Here is a 24,083-nt window from a genome sequence, read left to right on the forward strand (position 1 = left end):
CGCTTTTGAATCGTTCAGTCCCGGCCAAGCTTCAGGGCCACAGGCAGGGCGGCGAGCATGGCGAGGGCGCCGAGCGCCCAGCCCATGCGGTAGCCGTGGTGGCCGATGACCCAGCCGAGGGTGAAGCTGCCGAGGCCGATGCCGGAATCGAAGGCGAAGAGCAGGGCGCCGAAGGCGGATCCCCTTCGCTGGGGGTCGACGGATTCCAGCAGCTTCGCGTTGAGCAGGGTGTGGAGCATGCTGTAGCCCGCGCCGTAGAGCAGGGCTGAGGCCATGTGTCGCGCCATGCCGCCGGGCAGGGCCGCCAACAGGGCCATGCCGGCGAAGGCGCCGATCAGCATGCCCGGCAACTTGCGAATGGGACGCTTGCCGAAGCCCCGCTTCACCATGGCGATCCGCATGAGGACCATGCCTACGGCCATGAAGGAGAGGAAGGCTGAGGGCAGGGGCATGCCCAGGGCCAGGCCCTCCTGGGCCGTGTAGCTGCCGAGGGCGCCGTAGCCCAGGGCCACGCAGAACAGCACCATGCAAGGCGCCAGCACCACCGCATCGGGCCATTTGAAACCTTCGGCGCGGCCGTGGGGATGGTCCTTGGGCAGGATGCTGCCGAGGGCGCCCAGCAGGAGGAAGAGCAGGGCCAGGTACCACCCGATGGGCGCGAAGCCCCAATGCTGGAAGATCCACATGCCCAGCAGGGGTCCGAAGATGACGCCCCCCGGGCTGGCCAGGCCGTAGAGGCTCATGCCGTCGGCGCGGCGATCCTCGGGCAGCACGTGGGCCAGCGAGGCCAGCGTGGCCGTCAGCAGCCCCGACCAGACGACACCGTGGGGAAAGGCCAGGAGGTAGAAGCCCCACCGGACGGGCATCAGGGCATAGGCCGCGAGGAAGCCCGCATAGAGCAAGGCGCAGGTGACGACGAGGCGGCGGTGGCCCACCCGGTCGCCCAGGGGCCCTGTGAACAGCGCGCCGAGGGCGCTGCCCGCCGTGAAGAGGCTCATGAAGCGTCCGCTCTCCGCCAGGCTGGCGCCCAGTTCCCGCAGGCGCAGGGGCACCGTGGGGAAGAGCTGGAAGGCCGCGAAGAAGGTGACGAAGGTGAGGGCCCAAACCAGGGCGAACTGGCGGGTCAAGAGCCGGGGCTTGGATACTGACAGATCCGTCATGCGGCACCTCCGCCTAACGCACGCGGTGCGTGCTCCGGCGCGCTCCGCTTGCCGAGGCGGAGCCTCCCTGTGCCGCACCCTTCGGGCTTCGGCTTTGCCAAAGTGGCACTTCGCTCCTGCTGCGTGCTCATCCTTCCAGGATGCCAGATGGATCAGGCTCGGTTGTCATGGCCGCACTCCGCCGGACGATGCGGCGGGCCACGGGGATGGAGAGGGCCATGAGGACGGCGCCGATGGCCCAGCCGTGGCGGAAGCCCGAGTGCTCCATCACCCAACCCAGGCCCAGGGCACCGAAAGCGGTGGCCGCGTCGAAGGCGAAGAAGAGGGCTCCCACGGCGGCCCCGGTGCGTTCGTGGGGCGTGGTGGCGAAGATGTCCATGAGCAGCAGCGTATGCACCATGCCGTAGCCGGCCCCGTAGATGAGCCCCGCGAGCAGGTGGCGGATCATGCCGCCGGGCAGGAAGGCCAGCAGGGCGTACCCCGCGGAGGCCAGGGCGATCATGTAGGGCAGCAGGCTCACGGGGCGGCGGCCCATGCCCGTGAGGGCCAGCAGGCCGCGGATGGCCATCATGCCCAGGGCGAAGCAGGTGAGGAAGGTGGCGGGCAGGGCCATGCCCAGGGCCTTGGCCTCCTGGGCGCTGTAGGGCGGCATGGGGCCGAAGCCGAGTCCCACCAGCGTCATCACGGCCACCGTGCCCCAGACCGCGCGGTCCGGCCACTGGAAGGCCGCGGACTGGATCTCCCGGCTGCTTTCGCGGGGCAGGGATCCGATGAGCAGGTGCAGCAGGACGAAGACTCCCGCCAGTAGGACGAGCATCCAGGCGAAACCCAGGTGCGGCATGAGCCAGAGTCCCACCAGGGGCCCCACGGCGACGCCGCCGGGCCCCGTGAGGCCGAAGAGGGACAGGCCCTGGGCCCGGTGCTCGTGGGAGAGGATGACGCCCACCTTGGCCACGGAGGCGGTGCGCAGCGCAGACCACAGGAGGCCGTGTAGGGGCGCCAGCAGGTAGAAGACCCAGCGCACCCGCAGCAGCGCGTAGACGAGCAGGATGGCCACCACGGCGAAAGAGGCCACCCGCAGCACCCGGCGGGGCCCGAGGCGGTCTCCCATGGGCCCCGTGAACAGCGATCCGAAGCCCGAGCCCAGCATGAAGGCGGTCTGGAAGCGCCCGCTTTCGGCAAGGCTCGCGCCCAGTTCGCGCAAACGCAGGGGCACGACGGGAAACAGCTGATAACCCGCCGCGAAGACGAGGAAATAGAAGCAGCAGAGGACCAGGAACGGGGCCGTCAGGAGGCGGTTTTTGGGGGCGTCGGTTCGCGCCATGACTCCAGGATGACAGGCCGTGCGGCGGCCCGTTTTCCCGCGATTTCTCAAGAACCTCGAAAAAGGAACCGATTCGTCGTGAATCCGTCCACATGGTCTGTCATTTCACAGTTCGATCTCGGGGGTCTTCCCATGTTGAGCGCCCTGCTCCGAGGCTTGAAATTCCGAGGCAAGATCCTGCTTCTTTCAGGAGGCATCCTCCTGTTGTTCGGCGTCGAGCAGGTGGTCTTCGTGCTGCCGAACTTCCACGCCCAGCTGCAGGAGCATCGGCAGGAATCCGCCCGGTTCATGGTCGAGGCGGCCTGGGGCGTGCTCGGCGCCTTCCAGGCCCGCGAAACCGCGGGCGAACTGAGCCATGACCGGGCCATGGAAGAAGCCTTCAAGGCCATCAGGGCCCTGCGTTTCGAGCATGGAAACTACGTCTGGATCCAGGATTTCGACGCCAACATACGGATGCATCCCGCGCGGGCGGATCTGGTGGGCCAGTCCATGGCCGCCACCAAGGATGCGGAGGGGCGCACCATCTACCGAGAATTTTCAGATCTTGCGAAGGCCCAGCAGGAGGGCTTCGTCTCCTATTCATTCACGAAACCCGGCGTCCAGGGCGTGGTGCCCAAGGTCTCCTTCGTGAAGGCTTTCCAACCCTGGGGCCTGGTGCTGGGCAGCGGCATGTACCTGGATGATCTGGCGGCCGCTCAGCACCGCATGTGGTGGATCGTGACGGGAGGCATGGGCCTGGCGGTGCTGCTGACCCTTTATGGAACGCACCTCACCATCCACACGATCCGGGGAACCCTCGGCCGCTTCCAGAAGATCATGTCCGCCGCGACCACGGGGAACCTCACCTCCCAGGTCGAAATCAAGGGCTCGGATGAACTGGCCGACCTGGGCCGCGAAATGAACGACATGACCCTTTCCCTCCGCAAGGATGTGAAGGTCATCCTCGTCGCCTCCGAGCAGGTGGCTTCGGGCGCCCTGCAGCTTTCCAGCACAGGCGAGGCCCAGAAAACCGCCGCCGAAGACGTGGCGCGGGGTTCCGAATCCCTTCGCGTGTCGCATGCACGGACGACGGAGGCCCTGACCCGCCTCATGGAATCCATCGCCCTCGTCGACCGCACCGTGGGCGAGGCGCGCACCCAGGCCGAGACGTCGGTGCGGATCGCCGAAGAGGGCCGCGCCGCGGGGCAGGCCACCATCCAGGCCATGGCCGATATCCAGGTGGTGACGACCAAGATCGTGCAGGCGGTCCAGCTCATCCAGGACATCGCCCGCCAGACCAACCTGCTCAGCCTCAACGCGGCCATCGAGGCCGCCAAGGCCGGCGCCCAGGGCAAGGGGTTCGCCGTGGTCGCGGAAGAAGTGCGCAAGCTTGCCGAACGGTCCGCCACGGCGGCCCGCGAAATCGCCGGACTCACGGATCAGACGCATCAAGCGGTGACGCAGGGGCAGGAGACGGTCGCCACCAGCGAACAGGCCCTGGCCCGCCTCAGCGAGGGCATCTCGAGCCTCTCTGGCATGGTGGCCCAGATCGGCACCAGCACGACCCAGGAATCCGCCGCCGTCCGCGAGGTGGACGGACTGGCCCGGCTGGGTTCCGACGAAGCCATGCGCAATGCGGCCGCCTCCGAGCAGCTTTCCGCCAGCATCATCCAGGTGGCGCAGACCTCCCACGAACTGGCCCGCGTCGCCGATGGCCTGGCCCAAACCGTGAATCGGTTCCAAGTCTGAACCAAGCAAAAATCGGCGTTGCCGATCCGAACCGTAATCATGCCGGACCAGCGCCCGGCCGATGTCTGGATGCAGAGGTGACCCATGGATCTTCATCATGCCGTGCTCGTCCATCAGCAGTGGAAATCCCGCCTCAACCAGATCCTGGGTGGCACTTCCCAGGAGAAGTTGGATCCGGCCATCGTGAGCAGGGACGACCAGTGCGAACTGGGCCGCTGGATCCACGGTGAAGGCCGCAGGCAGTTCCACGACCTGCCCGAATTCCAGGAGCTCCAGCGCTGCCACGCGCATTTCCACGTCAAGGCCGGCCAGGTGGTGCGCATGGCGTTGAACGGCAACGTCAAGGCCGCCCAGGACATCTTCGATCGCGAATTCCCCGAGGATTCGAAGGAGATCGCCGTCGCCGTCCAGCGCCTCAAGCGCCTGGTCCCGGCCCACTAGCAGGGACGGATCAGCGGTAGCCGCTGCCGCCCGTGTCGGGGCGCCGCCGAGAACGAGTAGACCTGGTGGCGGACGTCGTCCTTGTTGGGGAAGTAGACCTCCGACCCCACGGGCACCACCTTCACGTAGGGCGTGAATTCCAGGTTCACCTGGTCCACTTCCTGGCGAGGTTGCGGCCGTAGGTCTCCCCGGAATCCAGCCGGGTGAGGTGGCGCTCGCAGGCGAGGTTCAACGGGACCGTCCTGGTGAGGGTGATGGCCAGCGCGGCCCGCGCCCCGCGGGAGGTTCCGGGCATGCGGTAGGCGAAGAAGCCGGGGCCCACGCCCGGTCCCGGTCGGCCACCCCTGCGCATTTGGGAGTATGCTTCCCGGACGCTTCAGGAGGACCCGCATGTTCCGTCGCGTGGACGACTTCAAGACCATCTGGCAGCAGGAGGCGGACAAGACCCTGGCCGTCTTCGGGGCCATTCCCGACGCGGCTGCCCATCAGGCTGTGGACCCCCAGCACCGTGACCTGCGACGCATCGCCTGGCACCTGGTGGAAACGGTGCTCGAACTGCCCCAGAACCTGGGCCTCCGGGTGAAGGGCACCGTGGGTCTCGGGCCGGACGGGTTCATCGCCGCGCCGCCTCCGCCCACCATGGCCGAGATCTCCGAAGCCTTCAAAGCCGCCAGCGAGTCCCTGCTCGATCACATCGGCAGCTGGAGCAACACGGAGCTGGGCCGCAATTTCAGCCTCTATGGCGAGACCTGGACGGGCGCCTTCGCCCTCTACGTCCTCGTGAGCCACCAGACCCACCACCGCGGCCAGATGACCGTGCTCATGAGGCAGGCGGGCCTGCACGTGCCCAGCACGTACGGCCCCACAAAAGAGGGCTGGGCGGAATTCGGGTTGGAGGCACCGAAGGTCTGAGGACGTCGAAGGCCTGAGAGAGCCGGGGGCTTCCGGCGCTTTCGCCGTGGCATCATGAAGCGCGGCGGCCCGGGGGGTGCGCCAGGAGCCTAGATGTCTGATGCGACGCCTTCCCAGCGCCTGTGCCTGAACTGCGAAGCGGAACTGCAGGGGACCTTCTGCCACCGCTGCGGGCAGAAGGCCCAGAACCGCCGCCTGCCGCTCAAGAGTCTGCTGCACGACGTCATGCACGACCTCTGGCACCTGGACCACAAGGTGCTGGAGTCGCTGTGGCTGCTGATCCGCCATCCGGGCTTTCTCGCCGAGGAATACCTGAACGGCCGCCGGGTGCGCCACCTGCCGCCTTTCCGGCTCTACGTCCTCAGCAGTTTCGCGCTCTTCCTCGCCTTTTCCTTCGTGCCCGTGGGCTCCAAGGGCGAGGGGGGCAAGCCCGGCCACGGGATCCAGCTCAAGACCTCCGGAACCGTTGGAGGGGAGGGAGCCGCCGAGGTCCTCACAGAGGCCGGGGTCGAGCCCGCCGCCGAGGCCCACCCCAAAAGGAAGGCGAACCCCCCCTGGGTCGACGCTCTCGTGGCCCGCGCCAAGCGTGCCAAGGAGGATCCGGACCGCTTCTACCACACCTTCCTGTCGAACCTTTCGAAGAGCCTCTTCGTGCTCATGCCCCTCTTCGCGGGGATTCTCATGCTGCTGCACCTGCGTTCGAAGACGCTGTTCGTCGATCACATGGTGATCTCCCTCCATCACCACGTCGTGTCCTTCCTCGTCATCCTCCTGCTGATGGGATTGGCGGCCCTGCCGGGAAGCGGCTGGGGCTGCCTGCCGGGATTCCTGCTCTTCTTTGCGCCCCCCGTCCACCTGGCGGTCTCGCTGCAGCGTCTTTTCAAGCGGGGCTGGGTGCGCAGCTTCATCAAGGCCGGCCTGGTGTCCGTGGCCTATGGCCTGATCCTCAGCGTCGCCCTGCTGGGCCTGACGATCCTCTCCCTGCCCAAGGCAGGCTGAGTCGAAACCTCGACAAGGCGGAGTTGGGACGCTGAGCGCGACGGCGGCGGTACGCCTGTTCGCTCCGGGCCCGGCCTGTGGACACGTGATTCCCGGCTTGACACAAAAGAGGGTGGGCATCAAAACTATGCCATCTTTTACCTAGTTCATTCCATGTACTGCACCCCAATGGCGGCGCCCATTGACGACCAGGTCGTATCCATGGGGAGTGGCTGTCTTCTTCCTCGACCAGTTTTTAAGGAGTTCCCATGCTGAGCCCTTCCTTGAACCGGAATCGAGTCCGCGCCCTCGTGGCCACGGCTGCAATGGCCTTCATGGCCGTGGCCGTGCCCCTGCGCGCCTGCTGTGACGATTTCTGGAGCTGCGTGGGCGCCGTGGCCACGGGCGGACTGTCCTGCGTGGTGGAGGACCTCATCAATTCCGTGAAGGCCATGGTCCAGAACGTGGAACACCTGGTGAGCACCCTCGCCCAGCAGGCCGCCGATGTCGTGAACCTGGCCAAGAGCGAGCTGAACGGGGCCGCGAACGACCTGCGCAACCTCGCCGCCCAGGCCGAGAGCGACTTCAACCATGCGGCCTCCATGGCCCAGTCCCTGGTGGATCACGAGCGCATGCCGGGGGCGATGGTGGCCAAGAACCTTCCGGGTGGCCTCGGTATGGCGACCCCGGCTCCCGGAGCCGCCGCCCGTCCGGGCATGGCCGTGGCGCCGGGGAAGGGGGGTGCTACCAAGGCTCCGGGCACGCCCATGACGCCGCAGGGCATGGCCATGGCGACGACCGTGGGGGAGATGCCGGTGGATCCGAAGGATGTGCTCGCCGCGCTCAACCGCGCCAAGGCGGCCATCGACGGGCTTCGTCCCGATGTGGCGGGACCTCTCAATTCGGTGCGCCAGTTCGCCACCACCGCCGAGCAGCAGGCCCTGGCGGCCGCTTCCTCCGCGGGCAACATCGCCCAGTCCGTCCTGCTTTCGCCGCTGCGCACCCTCGGCGGGATGCTGACGGATCTCATCAACCATCCGCAGAACATCTTCGATCCGTCCAGGATCGTCGACGACGCCATCACGTCGGTGACGAACCAGGTGATCGACACCATGAACCAGGTGCATGACGCGGTGATGACCCAGGCCAAGGGCACGCTGGACATGGCCCGCCAGCCCATGCAGGACCTGCTGGACCGCTCCGCCGCCGCCAAGAAGATGGCCGACGCCATGGACAAGCTGCAGAAGCGACGGAACAAGGCGGCCCTCGATGCGCTCGACGGCCTCATCCCCCGCGCGCCCCTGCCCGCCAGCCAGCTCGCGGTGCACGTGGCGGGCTACACGCACCCCTCCGGCATCACGGCCCTTGATCGAACCATGCTCCAGAAGGGCATGCTCGCGCCCTACAACCGCTTGGCTGCCTCCAAGCTGACGGCCCGGACCATGGGCACCCAGCTGGGTGCGCGCATCAAGAAGCCCTGGCAGGATTTCAAGCGCATGCAGGCTTCCACCGGCAAGCCCGTGCCCGAAGCCAAGCCCAAGGTGGATGCCGAAATCGAGCGCCGCTTCGCGGGCAGGACGCCCCAGCAGGCCGAGGCCGAGAAGCGCGCCATGCTGGCCGAGGCCCGCACCCGCTTCGGCAACGATCCCAAGACGCTGCAGAAGGTGGTGGAGCTCATCGAAGGCCACCCGCGGATCCGCGCCTTCGTCGGAGGTCCTGGACCCATGCCCGCCCGCGTGAACCAGTGACCCTTCCCGGCCCGCAGGGCCCCGGCTCTCCGACCTGAGAGGAGTTCCATGCGCCCCGTCGCCCTGCGGTCAGCCCTCGTCTTCCTGCTCGTCGCCTCGGCGGGCCGGGCCGAGGGCGCGGACGGACTGACTTTCAAGGCGCCCGAAAAAGCGGGTGACCCCTTCAAAGGAAAAGTGTCCGCGCCCAAGGACACGGAATGGGTGGTGATCTTCTACCGCTTGGCGGGCGAGGAGGATTTCAACAGCTTCAACCTCGACGCCCTGCCCGAGGGCGGCTTCGCGGGCGAGCAGGAGATCGCCGCGGCGCCCGGCGTCAAGATCGAGTACTACGCGGCCCTGCGCACGCCGGGTGGCATCACCTACCTGCCCAAGGATGCGCCCGGGAAGTTCGCCGTGCTGCAGATGCCCGGCGGCGCCGCACCCGCGACGCCTGCGACCCCCGCCAAACCCGGTGCCACGACGCCCTGGCCGGGCACACCCGCGGCGCCTGGAACGCCCGGCGCACCGGCCCTCCCGGGCGCCCCCGGAGCGAAAACCGGCGCGGCTTTTCCGGGTGCGCCGGGAAGCACACCAGGTCTGCCCGGAGCCCCCGGAACGCCGGGAACGCCGGGAACGCCCGGTGCGAAGGGTCCTGGCGCCCCTGGCCAGCCTTCCGGAACGCCCCCCCAGCCCTCGCTTCCGCTCAGTGGACCCATCTCCGGGGACCTGGCCGTGGAGCACCTGGTCCATCACATGCAGGAGGTTCCGGGAGAACCGAAGACCCAGGCCGCGGGCCAGGTTCGGCTGTACCACAAGGAGGACTGGTCCGACGGCAGCTTCCTCGTGGATGCCCGCGTGGTCTACACCAACCAGCCCATCCCCCAGGCCAACCCCCAACCCGGCGGCGATCAGCCCCGCTGGGGCCTCGGCGACTTCTCGGCGGTGCTCACCTCCGGCCACCAGAAGCTGCAGGTGGGCGACATGATGGTGCAGGAATCCGAGTTCACGCTCGGCGGCGCGGGCCGACGTGGCTTCGATTACGCCTATGCGGGCATGCCTTCCAACGCCCACCTCTTCGCGCTGAACACCCAGGCTCCGATCAACACGCGGGGCATCCTGTGGCCCGAGGCCGCCAGCGGCGTCTATGGCGGGTCCGTCGGCTACGGTTGGTTCAACGATGCGTTCAAAGCCAAGCTGATCTTCCTCTCGGGCAAGGATGATCCCGCCACGGCCGCCAACGCGGGCTATGCCTTTCCCACCACCATCCGCCAGGGATCCACGGGGGCGCTGACCCTCGATGGCCGCCTCCTGGAGAACCGCCTCAACCTCTCGGGCGAATACGCCCGCAGCCTCTACACCTCCGATACGCTGTCGCCCCTGCCCAAGGACACGGACCAGGCCTGGCGCGTCTCGGGCCTCTGGAACGACGGCGCCTTCAGCGCGCACCTGGGCTACCACGACATCGGCCGCGAGTTCGGTACCGTGGGCGTGGCCTACTTCGTGGGTGATCGCCGCCTGCTGGATGGCACCCTGGCCTGGACCAAGCCCGGCTGGAGCCTCAGTGCCCTGGTTTCGGACGAGCGCACCAATCCCACGGGCCAGCCCACGGCCTCGCCCGCCGGCGCGACGGGCCTCGACCAGGCCTGGAACCGCACCCTGGGCCTGGATGCGCGGGTGGTTCTCAATCCCCAGCTCGCCTGGCGCCTGGGCCTCCGGCAGGCCCGGCAGGAGGCCGTCACGACGCTGGATCCGCTGATCCCCTTCAGCAACAGCACGCGCTCGGGCGTGGTGACGGGGCTGGACTGGATGCTGCCGCCCCTCACGACGCTCTCCTTCAACGCCCAGTACGACCGCCTCGCCTCCCTGGGCGGCTCCGACGTGTCGGGCAACAGCCTCACGCTTTCCTTCGGAGGCGCGGTGGGCCTGGGCCGCTGGGGCCGCCTTTCGCCCAACCTGAGCTGGTCCCGCACCCTCAGCGATCCGGGCGATCAGAAGACCACCGTGGCCAACGCCTTCCTCAACGCCGAGCTGCTGCTGGTGCCCAACACCCTCACCTTCGTGCTGACAGGCGGCGAGTCCCATTCGGTGCTGCCCACCGGCGATACGCTCAACACCACCAACGTCGAAGGCACCCTGCGCTACCTGCTGGATGCCTGGCTGAAGGGCCGGGCCAAGGCTAGCGTCGGTCTCAAGGGCGGCTACACCCACTTCCCCTCCCTGGGCGGGGCCACGACGCCGGCCAACGACAACCGCGTCCTCCTCGTCCTCAACGTCTCGTTCTGAAGGAAGGAACATGCGAAGCATCCTGTGCGCCTTCCTCCTCCCCTTCGTCGTCGCCGCGTCCCTGGCGGCCCAGACCGCAGGGAGCATCTTCGCCACGCCGTCCGTGCCCATGCGGGGGGCGCCCGTGACCCTCATGCTGAGCGCCACCTCGCTGCCCGCCGGGGGCGTGAGGTGGGATTTCGGCGACGGGCAGGTGCAGTCCGGCGGGACGGTGACGAACCATGTCTACGCCGCCGCCGGGTTCTACGCCGTGCGGGCCACCTACGTGCCCTTCAGCGCCCAGCTCCCGGTGACCGCCCTGCTTCAACTGCACGTGTCCCAGCCGACGGGGCCCGCGGCCCCCTTCCTGCTCAGCGCCCTGCGCCTGCGCTGGGAAGACGGCCGCACGGACCAGTCCGTCGACCGCGGCTTCACGCCCCTCGTCGCCTACGTGGATCTCAAGTTCGAGGGCACAGGACTGCTGCAGGCGCAGTGGACCGTGGACGGCGTGCCTCTCGGCACCTTCGCCGTGCAGCTGGCCTTCGCGAATACGGCCCGGCTCGACACCCGCAACATGCTTCCCCTGCCCACCACGGAGCCTGGTGAGCACCTCGTCAGCCTGCGGATCCTGTCGCCCCAGGTCACCTTCACGGTGCCGACCATCCGCTACTTCGTGCGCCAGTCGGCCCAGGAACCGCCCCGCGTGGACGCGGTGCTGCCGGCGGTCCTCGCGCGCGGCCAGGATGTCGAAGTGCAGCTCCGCGGTTCCGGCCTCGTCAAAGGCGTAAAGGTGTCCTTCGGCCGGGGCGTGGCGCTGGTGGCCCCGCTGCGGTTCACGGGGCCCGGCCAGGCCACGGCGCGGATCTTCGTGTCGCCCACGGCCCGTGAGGGCCAGCGGAAGGTCCACGTCGTCGGGCCTTCAGGACGCTCCGAAGGCCCGGCCACCCTGCAGATCGTGCGCGTCGTGCCGGAAACCTAGAACGACCTTGCCCAATATCCAGAACCGCTTTGCCTGATGATCTAGAACCGCCTTCCCAGGCCCAGCCAGACGTTGGGCCCGGTGGAATCCGTGTCCGCCCGCACCGTGGGCGGCACCAGGGATCCGTGGGCGGGCACGTCGTGCTTGAGGCGCGCCCAGGTGTAGCTCGCACCCGCCTCGACGTACCAGGCGCGGCGCTCCGTGAGGTAGACGTCCACACCCACTCCGGCCGTGAGCATGGGGAACCAGCCGTGGTTGTCCACCTGCACGAGGGTGTCGTTCAGGGGGGCGAAGTTGCTCTGCATGGTGAGCGTGGTGTGGTCCTCTTCGTAGGCGACGCCCAGGCCCAGGAGGAGGAAGGGCGTCCAGCGGTGCTGCGTCCCCAGGGGCCGGTACTGGGCCACCGCCAGAAGGTCGGTGTAGAGGGTGTATTTCTGCTCGAAGGCGTAGGTCACCGGATCCTGGGGCGCGATGGTGACGAAGGTGGTGGTGCTCGTTCCGTGGATGCGGCCCTTCGAGACATCCCATTCCAGGCCCACCTTCCAGTGGGGATCCAGGTCGCGGAAGACCTGCAGGCCGAGGTTGAGGTTGGCCACGTCGTCCCAGGTCTTGAAGCTCGAACCCAGGGCCGCGTTGATGTCCTTGATCTGGCGGTTCGTTTCCGTCTGCTTGGGCCAGCTCTGCTGGAGGTAGATGGTGGCGGACCAGGGTCCCGGGGCCTCCTGGGCCGTGAGCGGGGCTCCCAGGAAAAGGCCCGCGGCAAGCAGGCCGGAGGCGGGCAGGGGGAGACGTACGGAGCGCGTCGTCATGGCATCACCGAAAGGTTGACCCAGGGATAGCCCTCGACGCATCCGGTGTCAACGTAAAGATGAGGTCGAGGTGGTCTTGACAGGGCGGGGCCAGGAGGCCAACCCTGATCCATGCCCCTCTTCAAGCGCCCTGACGGTGACCTGGTCCGCGACGAGGATCCGGTGCGCGGCATCATGCCCTACCTCATGCGGGGGCGGAACGAGAGCTGCGTCTACCACGAGACTGTCTACCGCATCGCCGCCACGCGGGTCTGGCTCAAGGCCTACAACCGCGCGCACCGCCCGCGTGCCACGCTCTTCCACCTCGTGGCCTACGCCTGCGCGGTGGCCCTGGAGACGCGCCCGCGCCTGAACCGCTTCGTGTCGGGGGGACGGCTCTACCAGCGGCGGGGCGTGTCGCTCTCCTTCGTCGCCAAGACCACCTTCACCGAGGAGGGCGCCGATGCCACGGTGAAGCTGGCGGCCCCTGCGGGCGAAGCCTTCCCCGCCTTCTCCGCGCGGATCTCGGCGCAGGTGGACGAGGCGCGCAGCACCGAGCGGGACGTGGACAAAGAAGTCGCCCTCGTCATGCGCCTGCCGGGGCCGATGGTCCGGCTGTTCGTGGGCCTGGCCCGCTGCCTCGATCACTGGAACCTCTTCCCGGGCTTCATGATCCGCGACGATCCCATGTTCGCGAGCCTCTTCCTCGCCAACCTCGGCTCCGTGGGCGTGTCCGATGCCTACCACCACCTCTACGAGTACGGCAACGTCTCCATCTTCGGCGCCGTCTCCGCGCCGCGCCGCGCGGCCTTCGCCACCCGCCATGGCGTGGAATCGGAGGAGGCGCTTTCGGTGCGCTGGACCTTCGACGAGCGCATCGACGATGCGTTTTCCTGCGCACGCTCCCTGGCCCTCGTGCAGAAGATCCTCGAGGATCCGGGCCGCTGGCTGGGCCCGCCGGAGGGCACGCCGACCTGGCTGGGCAGCGAGGCCGACGCGCGGATCCCATGAGCGGAGGGGCCCGACTGCGGCCTTCGGAGCGCCTCACGGTACTCGTGCTGGTGGGGCTGATCGGGGCCAGCCTGATCCTGCATCCCGCGGGCTGGGGTCTGCGTGCGGCCTTGTTCACCGGGTTGCTCCTGATGGTGCTGGGCCTCGGATACCTGCGGGAAGGGCCCGGGATGGCCCTCGTGCGCGACCTGGCGCCGGTGGCCGTGGTGCTGCTCGTGTTCCTGCTGCTGCAGCCCCTGGTGGGGGCGAATCCCGTGCGCTGGGACGGGGCCCTCGCGGCCTTCGACGCCCGGTGGTTCGGCCAGCTCGGCTCCGCCTGGCGCGGTGCCTTCGGGCGGCCCGCGGCCTTCACGGATCTCGTCTACCTGGCCTATGCCAGCTTCTACCTGCTGCCCCTGTCCGTGCCCCTGTTGACGCGGCTGCGCCTCGGTCCGGAGCGCTTCGAGGCGGTGGCCTTCCGCATCCTCCTCGGCTTCTACCTGTCCTTTCTCGGCTACTTCCTCTGGCCCGCGGAGGGGCCTCGCGTACCCAACGCCATGGCCGCGGCAGAGCTGGGTGGCGGCGCCGTCTCTCAGGTTCTTCGCGCCTTCCTGCGCGGCGCGGAGGCCACCACGCTGGACGCCTTCCCCAGCGGCCACACGGCCCTTTCCGTGCTGCCCGCCCTCCTGGCCACCCGGCGCTTTCCGCGGCTGGCGCCGCTGTTCTGGGCCTGGGCTGCAGCCATCGTCTTCGCCACGGTTTACATCCGCGTCCACTACGTGGCCGACGTGGCGGCGGGCCTGCTGCTGGCGGGCCTCACGCTGATCCTGGCACCCCCGCTGTCGTGGGCGCTGGGCGATCGGAGGCCGCCGCTCAGCGCTCCAGAATGAAGGTGACGGGCCCGTCGTTGAGGAGTTCGACTTCCATGTGCTCCTGGAAGAAGCCCGACGTCACGCGCGGGTGCTGGGCCTTCAGCTGATCGAGGAAGGTGCAGAACAGCGCGCGGGCGGCCTCGGGGGCCATGGCCGTGTCGAAGGAAGGGCGGCGGCCCCGCGCGATGCTGCCGGCGAGGGTGAACTGGCTGATGGCGAGGATCTCGCCGCCGACCTCCTGCAGGCCAAGGTTCATCTTGCCGTCTCCGTCCTCGAAGATGCGCAGCCCCGCGATCTTCGCGGCGGCCCAGGTGCAGGTTTCCGCCGTGTCCTCCCGCTCGAGGCCCGCCAGCACCAGCAGGCCCGGGCCGATGCTGGCCGTCTGGTCTCCGCTGCGGACGGTGGCGCGCTTCACGCGCTGGATGACGGCTTTCATGGGGGAACCCTCCGGCTTTGACTTTGCCATGGCGGGACGTCAGGCGAGATCCGGGTCCGCAGAGAAGGTCCCCACCGCCGACCCGGCCAAACCCGCCGTCCAACCCCCCGGGCGGGCCCATCCGAGGGACTTTCTCAACCGTCGGGCCGCTGGGGCGTAACCTGTTTTTCCAATCCCCCCTCAACAGGAGTCCTGCTCATGGCCCCCCATACCCTTTTGCCAAGTCTGTTGCGCTCGGCGCTGACACTGGCCCTCGTGCTGCCGCTCGGCGCCGAAGGCGCCAAATCGCCAGATGCTAAGGCCCCAGCGGCCACCGCCGCCAGGAAGTCCCAGCTTCCCCCGCTCATCGATCGGGACAAGTTCTTCGGCAACCCCGAGATCGCGGGGGCGCAGCTGTCACCGGACGGCACGTGGATCGCGTTCCTCAAGCCCTACAAGGACACGCGCAACGTCTGGGTGAAGAAGGTGGGCGAGCCCTACAGCAAGGGGCGGCTCATCACGGCGGATCCCAAGCGTCCCATCCCGGGCTTCTTCTGGAGCCGCGATGGCAAGCAGATCCTCTTCGTGCAGGACAAGGACGGCGACGAGAACTACAACGTCTACGCCGTGGATCCGGCGGCTCCGCCCGCCGCCGGAAAGGAAGTGCCCGAGGCCCGCAACCTCACGGCCGCCAAGGGCGCCCGCGCCCAGATCCTGTCGGTGCCCAAGGGTGATCCGGACACGATCTACGTGGGGCTCAACGATCGGGACGCCGCTTGGCACGACGTCTACAAGGTGAAGATCTCGACCGGCGAGCGCACCCTCGTGCGCAAGAACACCGAGCGCATCGCGGGCTGGGTGTTCGACAAGCAGGCCAACCTGCGCCTCGCCGTGCGCACCACGGAGAAGGGCGACACCGAGATCCTGCGCGTGGATCCCGAAGGCTTCACCAAGGTCTACGAGTGCGGCGTGTTCGAATCCGCGGGTCCCGTGGCCTTCCACAAGGATGGCAAGCGCGTCTACCTGGAGACCAACAAGGGCAACCGGGACCTGGCTGAACTGGTGCTCTTCGATCCCGCCACGGGCAAGGAGGAGAAGCTGGAATCCGATCCCAAGGGCCGCGTCGATTTCGGCCACGCCATGTTCTCGGACCTCACTGATGAGCTGATCGCCACGACCTACGAGGACGATCACACCCGCATTTACTGGAAGAACAAGGACTGGGAAGCCGACTACAAGCTGCTCCAGAAGAAACTGCCAGGCCGCGAGATCGGGTTCGGGTCCATGACGAAGGACGAGCAGCTGCTCATGGTCGCTACGTACAGCGACCGCGATCCCGGCTCGCGCTACCTCTTCGATCGCCGCACCAAGAAGCTGAGCCTCGAGTATGTGTCGCGCGAGGACCTGCCCCGCGAGCACATGGTCGCCATGCAGCCCATCCGCTACAAATCCAGCGATGGTCTCGAAATCCCGGCCTACCTGAGCCTGCCCAAGGGCGTGCCCGCGAAGAACCTGCCCCTGATCGTCTTCCCCCACGGCGGCCCCTGGGCCCGGGACAGCTGGGGCTTCAACAACTACGCCCAGTTCCTCGCCAACCGCGGCTACGCCGTGCTGGCGCCAAATTTCCGCGGGTCGACCGGCTACGGCAAGAAGTTCCTCAATGCGGGCAACAAGCAGTGGGGCGACCTCATGCAGGATGACCTCACCTGGGGTGTGAAGTACCTGGTGGGCAAGGGCATCGCCGATCCCAAGCGGGTCGGCATCATGGGCGGCTCCTACGGCGGCTACGCCACCCTCGCCGGTGTGGCCTTCACGCCGGACACCTACGCCGCGGCCGTCGCCATCGTCGGCCCCTCCAACCTGCTCACGCTGCTGGAATCCATCCCGTCCTACTGGGAAAGCTTCCGCATCGTCTTCCATGAGCGCATGGGCAACCCCAACACGCCGGAGGGCAAGAAGCAGCTGGAGCGCCAGTCTCCGTTGAACAGCGCGGACAAGATCAAGACGCCGCTCATGGTGGTGCAGGGCGCCAATGATCCCCGCGTGAAGAAGGCCGAAAGCGAGCAGATCGTCGTCGCCCTGCGGGACCGCCACTTCCCGGTGGAGTACCTCTGCGCGCCCGATGAAGGCCACGGCTTCCAGCGCCCGGTGAACAACATGGCGATGATGGCCGCCGCCGAGAAGTTCTTCGCCAAGTACCTGAAGGCCCGCTATCAGGAGGGCGGCAAGCCGGACGTCATGCAGCGCCTGCCGCAGATCACGGTCGATCCGAATTCCGTCGTGCTGGCCAAGAAGGCCGATGCGGCCTCCGTGGGCCTGCCCAAGCCCGTGGCCGCGCTCACCGCGGGCACCTACACCTATGCGGGCACCCTGGCCCTCGGGCCCCAGAGCATGAACCTCAGCATGGTCCGCACGGTGAAGGAAGAAGGCGGCAGCTGGGTGGTGACCGATGCGATGAAGCTGCCCATGGGTGAGGCCGTGGATACCACGACCCTCGCCAAGGGGAGCCTGGTGCCCCAGAAGCGCTCGGTGAAGCAGGGCCCCGTCACCATCGACATGGCCTTCGAAGGCAATGCGGCCAAGGGAACCATGGCCATGAACGGCGCGCCCAAGCCCTTCGACATCGACCTCGGTGGCCAGGCCTTCGCCGATGGCGCCGCCTCGCAGGAATCCATCGCCTGCCTGCCCCTGGCCGAAGGCTATGTCGTCACCTTCCGCAACGTAGACCTGCAGAAGCAGAAGGTCGAGCTGAAGCAGGCCAAGGTGCTGGGCCAGGAAGACGTGAAGGTGCCCGCGGGCAGCTTCAAGGCCTGGAAGGTCGAAATCACCTCCGCCGCCGGCGACCCCGGCAGCCTCCTGCAGTGGGTGGACACCGCCACCCGCAAAGTGGTGAAAACCGTCGCGACCCTGCCCCAGATGGGCGGCGCCGTGATGACGGTAGAATTGCAGAACTAACCGTTCCGTGACCCCAGACGGCCGGGCTTGCCCGGCCGTTTTGCTTGCCTTGAATCCCGCGGCCATGGCGCCTACTTTTAGGCCCCGGTGCCCCAACGCCGAAAAGAAAGCCTCATGACCGACCCCCACCTTCCGGACATCCGAACGGTCTTCGACGCGAGCCACCACTTCATGGGGCTGCTCTCGCCGGAGGGGAGACTTCTGGACGCCAACCGGACGGCCCTGGAGGCCGGGGGAACGACGCTGGAGGAGGTGAGGGGGAAGTTCTTCTGGGAAACACCCTGGTGGACGCACGATCCGCAACAGCAGGAGCGGCTCAAGGCGGGCATCCGGCTCGCGGCCCAGGGCGAATCCTTCCGCATGGAGACCACGCACGCGGCCGCAGATGGGAGCGTCCTCGTCGTCGACTTCAGCCTCCGCCCCCTGCGGGACGCGGAAGGGCGCGTGACGGGCCTGATTCCCGAAGGGCGGGACATCACGGACCTGGCCGCCGAGCGGGAGCAGCTGCGGCTTTCCGAGGCCCGGATCCGTTCCCTCGTGGAGCATGCGCTGGAAGCCATCGTGATGCTGGATGGGAGCACCGGCCACTTCACGGAAGTGAACGCCCAGGCCGTGGCCCTCTTCAAGATCGACCGCCAGCGCCTGCTGGGCATGACGCCCGCGGAGCTCAGCCCGGCCTTCCAGCCCGATGGCCGGCCCAGCCCGGCCGCTTCGGCGGCCTTCGTCCGACAGGCGCTGAATGAAGGCATGGCCATCTTCGACTGGACCCACCTGTCCGGCGACGGGCAGCTCATCCCCTGCGAGGTCCGGCTCCTGAAGCTGACCTCCTCCTCGGGCGATCTGCTGCGGGGCAGCATCGTGGATCTGCGCCCGCGGATGGCCAAGGATTCCGATGTCCGCGAAAGCGAGCGCAAGTTCCGGCTACTCTTCGAGCGGAGTGTGGAAGGCTTGCTGCTGCTGGATGGAGACCGCTTCACGGACTGCAACCAGGCCGTCCTCGACATGATGCGGTGCACGGAACCCGAATTCCTCCGCATGCATCCCTGGGAGTTGTCGCCGCCCGTTCAGCCGGACGGCCGGGCCAGCGACGAGAAGGCCCTGGAGATGATCGCCACGGCCCACGCCAAGGGCGTCCACCGCTTCGAGTGGATGCACCGGCGCATCGACGGCGAGGATTTCCCCGTGGAGGTGACGCTTCTCCCGATTCCCCTGGGCGGGAAGGAGATCCTCTTCACCTCCTGGCGTGACATCACCGAGGCCAAGGCCGCCGAGCGGGCCCTGAAGGCCAGCGAGGAGCGGTTCCGCGTCATGGTGCGCAATGCCCGCGACATCTTCGTCCTGGCCAACGAAAAGGGGGAGCAGACCTTCATCAGTCCGGTGGCCGAGCAGCTGACGGGCTACAAGGTGGAGGAGCTGCTGGGCGGCGTTGAGCGGCTGGTGCATCCCGAGGACTGGCCCGCGGTGCAGGCGGCCTGGGAGCAGGTGCTGAACCATCCCGAAACGCCGGTGCGGGTGGAATACCGTCACATCCATCGGACCCACGGCTACGTGTGGTTCGAGGCCGTGGCGCAGAACTGCCTGCAGGATGCGGCGATCCAGGCCGTGGCCATCAGCGTGCGGGACATCACCGCGCGCAAGCGGGACGAGCAGGAACGCCTGGGGCTCGAACGCCAGATGCTGCACACCCAGAAACTGGAAAGCCTGGGCGTGCTGGCGGGGGGCATCGCCCACGACTTCAACAACCTGCTTACCGCCATTCTCACCAACCTGAACCTGGCCCGGGAGCTGGTGGGGGCGGAGCACCCGGTCCAGAAGCAGCTCCGGGCCACCGAAAACGCCACCCTGAAGGCCGCCGAACTCACCCGCCAGATGCTCGCCTATTCCGGGAAGGGGCGCTTCGTCGTGAGGGTCCACGATCTCAACCTGGTGGTGCGCGAGATGACTCACCTGCTGCAGGTCTCCATCGCCAAGAAGGTGAAGCTGGCGTTCTCCCTGGAGGAGGGCCTGCCCCCCGTGGAAGCGGACGACGCCCAGCTGCAGCAGATCATCCTCAACCTGGTCACCAATGCCAACGACGCCATCGGCGATCACGAGGGCACCATCCACATCGCCACGCGATCTCGCTACCTGGACGAAACCTACCTGGCCACCGTGCTGCAGGGCCAGGGGCTGGAGCCGGGCCTGTACAGCGTCCTCGAGGTGAGCGACACGGGCGTCGGCATGACGCCCGACATCCAGGCCCGCATCTTCGATCCCTTCTTCACCACCAAGACCGCAGGGCATGGCCTCGGCTTGTCGGCCATCCAGGGCATCCTGAAGGGGCACCGGGCGGGGTTGAGGGTCTACTCCGAGCCCGGTCGGGGCACGGCCTTCCACCTCTACTTCCCTTCCTCTGGCGCGGCGCTGCCCCCGCCCCAGGTGCAGACGTCGGACCTGGATCAGACCTTCCAGGGCCTGGTGCTCCTGGTGGATGACGAGCCCTCCATCCGGGATTCGGCCTCCCAGGCCCTGGAAATGCTCGGATTCGAAGTGGAGACCGCCGAGGACGGCGCCGAGGCGGTGGAGCGGTTTTCGATCCGGCCCGAGGCCTACCGGGCGGCCCTGGTGGATCTGACCATGCCGCGGATGGACGGCCGCGAATGCTTCCAGGCCCTGCGGCGAATGCGGCCCGACTTGCCGGTGATCCTGTGCAGCGGCTTCAGCGAACAGGAATCCGTGAAGGCCTTCCTCGGCGAAGGGCTGGCGGGCTTCATCCAGAAGCCCTACAGCCTTTCCAAGCTGCGCCAGGCCTTCCGGGAGGCCCTGATGAGCTAGTCGCCGCAGGGTCGGGTGCCCGTTCACCGAACCGCATCATCCAGGAGGTGGCCGATGGGGGATGAGACGCGAGTCGAAGGCGATGGGGCCGAGGAGATCCGGCGCCTGAAATGGCGGATCACCACCCTGGAGGCGGTCGAGACCGAATGCACCCGTGCCCTGGCGGCCCTGGAAGCCAGCGAAGCCCGCTACCGAAAGCTGCTGGACGAGGCCGGCTTCCCCATCACCATCAGCACCACCGCGGACGGCACCATCCTGTTCGCCAATCCCCTGGCCTGCCGGATGTTCGGCCTGGAAGGCCCCCGGCCCGAAGGGCGCCGGATGACCGAGTTCTACCCGGATCCGGCGGAACGGGGCCGCCTGGTGGAACGCCTGCGCGCCGAAGGCATCGTCCGTGGCCAGGAAGTGATGATGCGGGACGGGCGGGACCAGTTGCGGCTGGTGATTCTCACGGGCTCCCTAATCACCTATGAGGGGCAGGAGGCGGTGCTCGCCACCTCGGATGACATCACGGAGCGGCGGCATGCGGAGGCGCTGTTCCGCTCGGTCGTCGAGACCAGCCCGGACGGTATCGGCATCGCGGATCTGGAGGGCATCATCACCTACGTGAGCCCGCGGCTGGTGCGGCTCTTCGGGTGCCTGCAGCCGGAGGACATGCTGGGCCGGAACTTCCGGACCTACATGGCGCCTGAAGAGCACGCGCGCATCGAAGCGCGGCTGATGGGCATCCTGAAGGGACAATATGAAGGGCCCACCGAGTTGACGGCGTTGCGAGGCGGCGGCACCTTCCCCACGGAAATCAGCGGGGAAGTACTGCGCGATCCCGGCGGCGCGCCGCGGGCATTCTTCTTCATCATCCGTGACATCAGCAGCCGCAAGCGCATGGAGCGCGCCATCCGCTGGGGCGAGAAGCTGGAAAGCCTCGGCCTCATGGCCGCGGGCATCGCCCACGAGTTGAACAACGCCTTCCAGGTCACCCAGGGCCATCTGGAGCTGGCTCTGGAGCGCAGCGAGGGGGATGCGCCGATGCTGGGCCTGCTGTCGGGCATCGAAACGGGCGTGGACCGGGCCACGGGGCTGGCGCGGGAGATGCTCGCCTACTCGGGGCAGACCCTCCGGGTGGATGCGCCTCTGCAGGTGGTTCATGTGATGGAGGAACTCCTGGCCCTTCGCCGGGAAGGGCTGCGACAGGGCCTGAACCTGGCGTTTTCGGCCACGGGGGAGCTGCCCGCCCTCCATGCGGACGAGGGGCAGGTGATGAAGGCGCTGTCCGCCCTGATCCTGAATGCCGTGGAAGGCATGGGGGAACGCGCGGGGACCATCACGATCACCGCAGAGCCCGTGGATCTGGAAGCGGCCGACCTCGCCCGGGGGTTCTGGCCCGTGCCGGGACGCGTAGGGCGCTTCGTCCGCCTGGAGATCGCGGATGGGGGAGAAGGGATTCCCAACGATCTATTGGAGCGCATCTGCGATCCCTTCTTCACGACGAAGGGGCCCGGGCGCGGCCTCGGTCTTTCCGTGGCGCTCGGCATCTTCCGGGCCCACTCGGCCTGCCTGGAGATCCAGAGCCAGCCAGGGCAGGGAACCACCGTCAGGGTCTACTTCCCCGCGTCCACCCAGGTCCCGAGGCCGGCGCTCCCCACGGAGGCGGCGCCCAGGCGGGCCTCGGGCGTGCTCGTGGCCGAGGATGACGCCATCATCCGGGATCTCGTGCTGCGCGTGCTGCCCAAGTGGGGATTCGAACCCATCTTCGCCGCGAAGAACGGCGCCGAGGCCCTGGAGCTGTTCCGCACCCATGCGGCGGAGATCGGCCTCCTCCTGACGGATGCCACCATGCCGGGCATGAGCGGGCCCGAGGCATTCGAGGCCATGCGCAGGATCCAGCCCGCCCTGCGTGCCGTGCTGATGACGGGCTATTCCGAATCCTTCGGACAGGGCACGGCGGCCACCTTCGGCTTTACCGGCTTCGTCCAGAAGCCGTTCTCCTTCGCCCAGTTGAAGGCGGCCCTGCTGGAAGCCACGTCGGAAGCCCCTCCGCCTCGATCCTGAGGGTTCAGCCTCGCTTCAGCTTGCGCTGGATTTTTCCCGTCAGCTCCCGGGCTTCGGGATGGCCCAGGCCTGCCGCGGCGATGCCGTAGCTCAGCGCGCAGAGGACGATGAGGGGCAGCAGGCGCAGGGCCAGCGCCGCGCCCTTGAAGGCGTGCGGCGCATCCAGCCCCAGCAGGTGCGCGCCGGCCCAGGCCAGCAGGCCCATGAGGGCACAGGCCGCGAGGGCGCGGGCGGTGGCGCCCAGCAGGGGACGCAGGTTCAGGCCCGGCAGGCGCGGGCGCAGGCGCAGCACCAGCAGGCTCATGCCCACCAGGCTGGCGAGGCCGTTGGCCAGCGCGAGCCCGCGGGTGCCCAGGGGCTTCAGCAGGGCGAGGCTCAGCAGCACGTTCAGCACCAGGGTGCCCCCCGCCAGGGCCGCGGGCCCGCGGTAGTCCTTGAGGGCGTAGAGCGCCTGATTGCCCAGGCGCTGCCCCGCGACGAAGACGAGGCCCAGGGATCCGAACAGCATGGTGATGGCCGTCCAGTCCGAGGCGGCGGGCGTGTAGGCGCCCGTGCGGAAGAGCAGGGCGCAGATGGGCTTCGACAGCACCGCGAGACCCACGGAGGCGGGCAGCACCAGCAGGGTCGAGGCCGAAAGCGACTGGGTGAGGCTGCGGTTCATGGCGGGCCAGTCGCGGGCCTCGGCCTGGCGCGAGAGCGTGGGCAGTCCGGCGGTGGCGAGGCTCATGGCGAAGAGGCCCATCACCATTTCGCTCATCATGCCGCTGTTGTAGAGCACCATCTGGGCGCCGTCGGGCAGGCTGGAGGCGAGCATGCTGCTGATGAGTGCATTGATGGGATAGATGCCCGCGGCGAGCATGCCGGGGCCCATCCGCTTGAGGGCCTTGAGCACCCAGGGATCGCGCAGATGCAGGCCCAGGGAGAGGCCGAAGCCCTCCTGGCGGATGGCAGGCAGCACCACCGCCAGCTGCAGTACGCCGCCCGCCAGCACGGCGAAGGCACAGATGACCGCGACGGTTTCGAAGGGCACGGGACCGTTCCGCTGAAGCAGGTGGAGGCTGGTCCAGCCGAAGGCGATGAAGGCCAGGTTCCAGAACACGGAGACCGAGGCCGCCAGGGCGAAGCGGTGGCGCAGGTTGAGCAGGCCCGTGAAGCCCGCGGTCAGGCTCACGAGGGCCAGGTAGGGGAACATGATGCGGCCGAGCTTGGCCGTGAGGTCGCCCTGGGCCTGGGGCCGCCAGAGGTTGAGCAGGTCCGCCAGGGGGCCCATGAAGAGCAGGGCGAGGATCACGCCCGCCAGCAGCAGCACGAGCAGGGTGCCCAGGAAGCGCGCGGCCACGGCCTTCACGGCCGCCTCGCCCTCCTTGGCCTCGGCTTCGGACAGGGTCGGCAGGAAGGCCGCCGTCATGGTGCCTTCCGCCGTGAAGCGGCGCAGCAGGTTGGGGAGGCGGAAGGCCAGGGCGTAGGCATCCGCCGCGGCGCCGGCACCCAGCACGTGGCTGAGAAAGAAGGTCTGGGCCAGGCCCGTGAGGCGGCTCAACAGCGTCATGAAGGACACGACGGCGGCCGAACGCATCAGGCTGGGTGGACGGGGGGTGTCGCTCATGCCTTGGAGATCAGCGGAAGGCTCGCCGCCAGGGCCGCAGGGGCAGGTTGCGCGGCGCTTGGCAGGCCCTGATCGTGGGAGAA

General features: G+C 68.2%; 19 protein-coding genes. 12 read left to right on the top strand and 7 right to left on the bottom strand.

The genetic code is table 11. From position 1 onward, the window contains the following. Positions 1 to 14 precede the first annotated feature (14 nt). The gene (locus QSJ34_RS12450) at positions 15 to 1,238 is read right to left on the bottom strand and encodes an MFS transporter (RefSeq protein ID WP_285575667.1); all 1,224 of its coding nucleotides are present in this window, start codon (positions 1,236 to 1,238) and stop codon (positions 15 to 17) included. Between the two features lie 49 nt (positions 1,239 to 1,287). Further along, positions 1,288 to 2,484, bottom strand: coding sequence for an MFS transporter (locus tag QSJ34_RS12455; protein ID WP_285575669.1), 1,197 nt, complete (start codon positions 2,482 to 2,484; stop codon positions 1,288 to 1,290). Between the two features lie 132 nt (positions 2,485 to 2,616). On the opposite strand from QSJ34_RS12455, the gene QSJ34_RS12460 reads away from it, so the two are divergent. Together QSJ34_RS12460 and QSJ34_RS12465 are read left to right on the top strand one after the other, a co-directional pair. After that, positions 2,617 to 4,212, top strand: coding sequence for a methyl-accepting chemotaxis protein (locus QSJ34_RS12460; protein WP_285575672.1), 1,596 nt, complete (start codon positions 2,617 to 2,619; stop codon positions 4,210 to 4,212). Between the two features lie 84 nt (positions 4,213 to 4,296). Next, positions 4,297 to 4,653, top strand: a complete 357-nt coding sequence (locus tag QSJ34_RS12465) for a CZB domain-containing protein (RefSeq protein ID WP_285575676.1) — start codon at positions 4,297 to 4,299, stop codon at positions 4,651 to 4,653. Here the strand turns inward: QSJ34_RS12465 and QSJ34_RS12470 are convergent. Then, positions 4,650 to 4,802 carry a cupredoxin domain-containing protein gene (locus QSJ34_RS12470; RefSeq protein WP_285575680.1) on the bottom strand — a complete coding sequence of 51 codons (153 nt, stop codon included), beginning with the start codon at positions 4,800 to 4,802 and terminating at the stop codon, positions 4,650 to 4,652. The genes QSJ34_RS12465 and QSJ34_RS12470 overlap by 4 nt on opposite strands. After that, positions 4,799 to 4,975 carry a hypothetical protein gene (locus QSJ34_RS12475; RefSeq protein WP_285575682.1) on the bottom strand — a complete coding sequence of 59 codons (177 nt, stop codon included), beginning with the start codon at positions 4,973 to 4,975 and terminating at the stop codon, positions 4,799 to 4,801. Before QSJ34_RS12475 ends, QSJ34_RS12470 begins: the two co-directional genes overlap by 4 nt. Positions 4,976 to 5,043: 68 nt before the next feature. Between QSJ34_RS12475 and QSJ34_RS12480 the strand changes: the two genes are divergently transcribed. The 5 genes from QSJ34_RS12480 (at position 5,044) to QSJ34_RS12500 (ending at position 11,511) form a co-directional block, all read left to right on the top strand. Further along, positions 5,044 to 5,565 carry a DinB family protein gene (locus QSJ34_RS12480; protein ID WP_285575684.1) on the top strand — a complete coding sequence of 174 codons (522 nt, stop codon included), beginning with the start codon at positions 5,044 to 5,046 and terminating at the stop codon, positions 5,563 to 5,565. A gap of 93 nt (positions 5,566 to 5,658) precedes the next feature. After that, entirely contained in the window at positions 5,659 to 6,564 is a 906-nt protein-coding gene (locus QSJ34_RS12485) for a DUF3667 domain-containing protein (RefSeq protein WP_285575686.1), read from the top strand. 248 nt (positions 6,565 to 6,812) lie between these two features. After that, positions 6,813 to 8,291, top strand: a complete 1,479-nt coding sequence (locus QSJ34_RS12490) for a hypothetical protein (RefSeq protein ID WP_285575690.1) — start codon at positions 6,813 to 6,815, stop codon at positions 8,289 to 8,291. 48 nt (positions 8,292 to 8,339) lie between these two features. Next, a complete protein-coding gene (locus tag QSJ34_RS12495; protein WP_285575694.1) occupies positions 8,340 to 10,553 on the top strand; it encodes a TonB-dependent receptor in 2,214 nt (737 codons plus the stop codon). A 10-nt stretch (positions 10,554 to 10,563) separates the two neighbouring features. Beyond that, entirely contained in the window at positions 10,564 to 11,511 is a 948-nt protein-coding gene (locus QSJ34_RS12500) for a PKD domain-containing protein (RefSeq protein ID WP_285575697.1), read from the top strand. 41 nt (positions 11,512 to 11,552) lie between these two features. Here QSJ34_RS12500 and QSJ34_RS12505 read toward each other — a convergent pair whose 3' ends face one another. Continuing rightward, positions 11,553 to 12,320: an outer membrane protein gene (locus tag QSJ34_RS12505; protein WP_285575700.1), complete on the bottom strand. Its 768-nt coding sequence runs from the start codon at positions 12,318 to 12,320 to the stop codon at positions 11,553 to 11,555. Between the two features lie 111 nt (positions 12,321 to 12,431). On the opposite strand from QSJ34_RS12505, the gene QSJ34_RS12510 reads away from it, so the two are divergent. After that, the gene (locus QSJ34_RS12510) at positions 12,432 to 13,310 is read left to right on the top strand and encodes a 2-oxo acid dehydrogenase subunit E2 (RefSeq protein ID WP_285575703.1); all 879 of its coding nucleotides are present in this window, start codon (positions 12,432 to 12,434) and stop codon (positions 13,308 to 13,310) included. Continuing rightward, complete coding sequence (locus QSJ34_RS12515; RefSeq protein ID WP_285575705.1) at positions 13,307 to 14,179, top strand: phosphatase PAP2 family protein; 873 nt, start codon at positions 13,307 to 13,309, stop codon at positions 14,177 to 14,179. Before QSJ34_RS12510 ends, QSJ34_RS12515 begins: the two co-directional genes overlap by 4 nt. Here the strand turns inward: QSJ34_RS12515 and dtd are convergent. After that, the gene (dtd, locus tag QSJ34_RS12520) at positions 14,163 to 14,597 is read right to left on the bottom strand and encodes a D-aminoacyl-tRNA deacylase (protein ID WP_285575707.1); all 435 of its coding nucleotides are present in this window, start codon (positions 14,595 to 14,597) and stop codon (positions 14,163 to 14,165) included. The two genes, QSJ34_RS12515 and dtd, sit on opposite strands and share 17 nt — an antisense overlap. Before the next feature lie 198 nt (positions 14,598 to 14,795). Between dtd and QSJ34_RS12525 the strand changes: the two genes are divergently transcribed. The 3 genes from QSJ34_RS12525 to QSJ34_RS12535 all read left to right on the top strand — a co-directional run bounded on the left by QSJ34_RS12525 (position 14,796) and on the right by QSJ34_RS12535 (position 22,394). After that, positions 14,796 to 17,531 (top strand): S9 family peptidase, encoded by a 2,736-nt coding sequence (locus QSJ34_RS12525; RefSeq protein WP_285575710.1) that lies wholly within the window; start codon positions 14,796 to 14,798, stop codon positions 17,529 to 17,531. Positions 17,532 to 17,645: 114 nt separating this feature from the next. After that, the gene (locus QSJ34_RS12530) at positions 17,646 to 20,345 is read left to right on the top strand and encodes a hybrid sensor histidine kinase/response regulator (protein WP_285575713.1); all 2,700 of its coding nucleotides are present in this window, start codon (positions 17,646 to 17,648) and stop codon (positions 20,343 to 20,345) included. Between the two features lie 54 nt (positions 20,346 to 20,399). Beyond that, positions 20,400 to 22,394: a hybrid sensor histidine kinase/response regulator gene (locus QSJ34_RS12535; protein ID WP_285575715.1), complete on the top strand. Its 1,995-nt coding sequence runs from the start codon at positions 20,400 to 20,402 to the stop codon at positions 22,392 to 22,394. 4 nt (positions 22,395 to 22,398) lie between these two features. Here the strand turns inward: QSJ34_RS12535 and murJ are convergent, their stop codons facing one another. Continuing rightward, positions 22,399 to 24,000, bottom strand: coding sequence for a murein biosynthesis integral membrane protein MurJ (gene murJ / locus QSJ34_RS12540; protein ID WP_285575718.1), 1,602 nt, complete (start codon positions 23,998 to 24,000; stop codon positions 22,399 to 22,401). Positions 24,001 to 24,083 lie beyond the last annotated feature (83 nt).

It is taken from the genome of Geothrix limicola (assembly GCF_030268085.1).
Taxonomy (GTDB): Bacteria; Acidobacteriota; Holophagae; order Holophagales; family Holophagaceae; genus Geothrix; species Geothrix limicola.

What these genes read in the sequence shown, in the direction of transcription:
- QSJ34_RS12455 (WP_285575669.1), bottom strand. Translation starts at nt 2,484, where the DNA reads ATGGCGCGAACCGACGCCCCCAAAAACCGCCTCCTGACGGCCCCGTTC.
- QSJ34_RS12460 (WP_285575672.1), top strand. Translation starts at nt 2,617, where the DNA reads ATGTTGAGCGCCCTGCTCCGAGGCTTGAAATTCCGAGGCAAGATCCTG.
- QSJ34_RS12465 (WP_285575676.1), top strand. Translation starts at nt 4,297, where the DNA reads ATGGATCTTCATCATGCCGTGCTCGTCCATCAGCAGTGGAAATCCCGC.
- QSJ34_RS12480 (WP_285575684.1), top strand. Translation starts at nt 5,044, where the DNA reads ATGTTCCGTCGCGTGGACGACTTCAAGACCATCTGGCAGCAGGAGGCG.
- QSJ34_RS12485 (WP_285575686.1), top strand. Translation starts at nt 5,659, where the DNA reads ATGTCTGATGCGACGCCTTCCCAGCGCCTGTGCCTGAACTGCGAAGCG.
- QSJ34_RS12490 (WP_285575690.1), top strand. Translation starts at nt 6,813, where the DNA reads ATGCTGAGCCCTTCCTTGAACCGGAATCGAGTCCGCGCCCTCGTGGCC.
- QSJ34_RS12495 (WP_285575694.1), top strand. Translation starts at nt 8,340, where the DNA reads ATGCGCCCCGTCGCCCTGCGGTCAGCCCTCGTCTTCCTGCTCGTCGCC.
- QSJ34_RS12500 (WP_285575697.1), top strand. Translation starts at nt 10,564, where the DNA reads ATGCGAAGCATCCTGTGCGCCTTCCTCCTCCCCTTCGTCGTCGCCGCG.
- QSJ34_RS12505 (WP_285575700.1), bottom strand. Translation starts at nt 12,320, where the DNA reads ATGACGACGCGCTCCGTACGTCTCCCCCTGCCCGCCTCCGGCCTGCTT.
- QSJ34_RS12510 (WP_285575703.1), top strand. Translation starts at nt 12,432, where the DNA reads ATGCCCCTCTTCAAGCGCCCTGACGGTGACCTGGTCCGCGACGAGGAT.
- QSJ34_RS12515 (WP_285575705.1), top strand. Translation starts at nt 13,307, where the DNA reads ATGAGCGGAGGGGCCCGACTGCGGCCTTCGGAGCGCCTCACGGTACTC.
- dtd (WP_285575707.1), bottom strand. Translation starts at nt 14,597, where the DNA reads ATGAAAGCCGTCATCCAGCGCGTGAAGCGCGCCACCGTCCGCAGCGGA.
- QSJ34_RS12525 (WP_285575710.1), top strand. Translation starts at nt 14,796, where the DNA reads ATGGCCCCCCATACCCTTTTGCCAAGTCTGTTGCGCTCGGCGCTGACA.
- QSJ34_RS12530 (WP_285575713.1), top strand. Translation starts at nt 17,646, where the DNA reads ATGACCGACCCCCACCTTCCGGACATCCGAACGGTCTTCGACGCGAGC.
- QSJ34_RS12535 (WP_285575715.1), top strand. Translation starts at nt 20,400, where the DNA reads ATGGGGGATGAGACGCGAGTCGAAGGCGATGGGGCCGAGGAGATCCGG.
- murJ (WP_285575718.1), bottom strand. Translation starts at nt 24,000, where the DNA reads ATGAGCGACACCCCCCGTCCACCCAGCCTGATGCGTTCGGCCGCCGTC.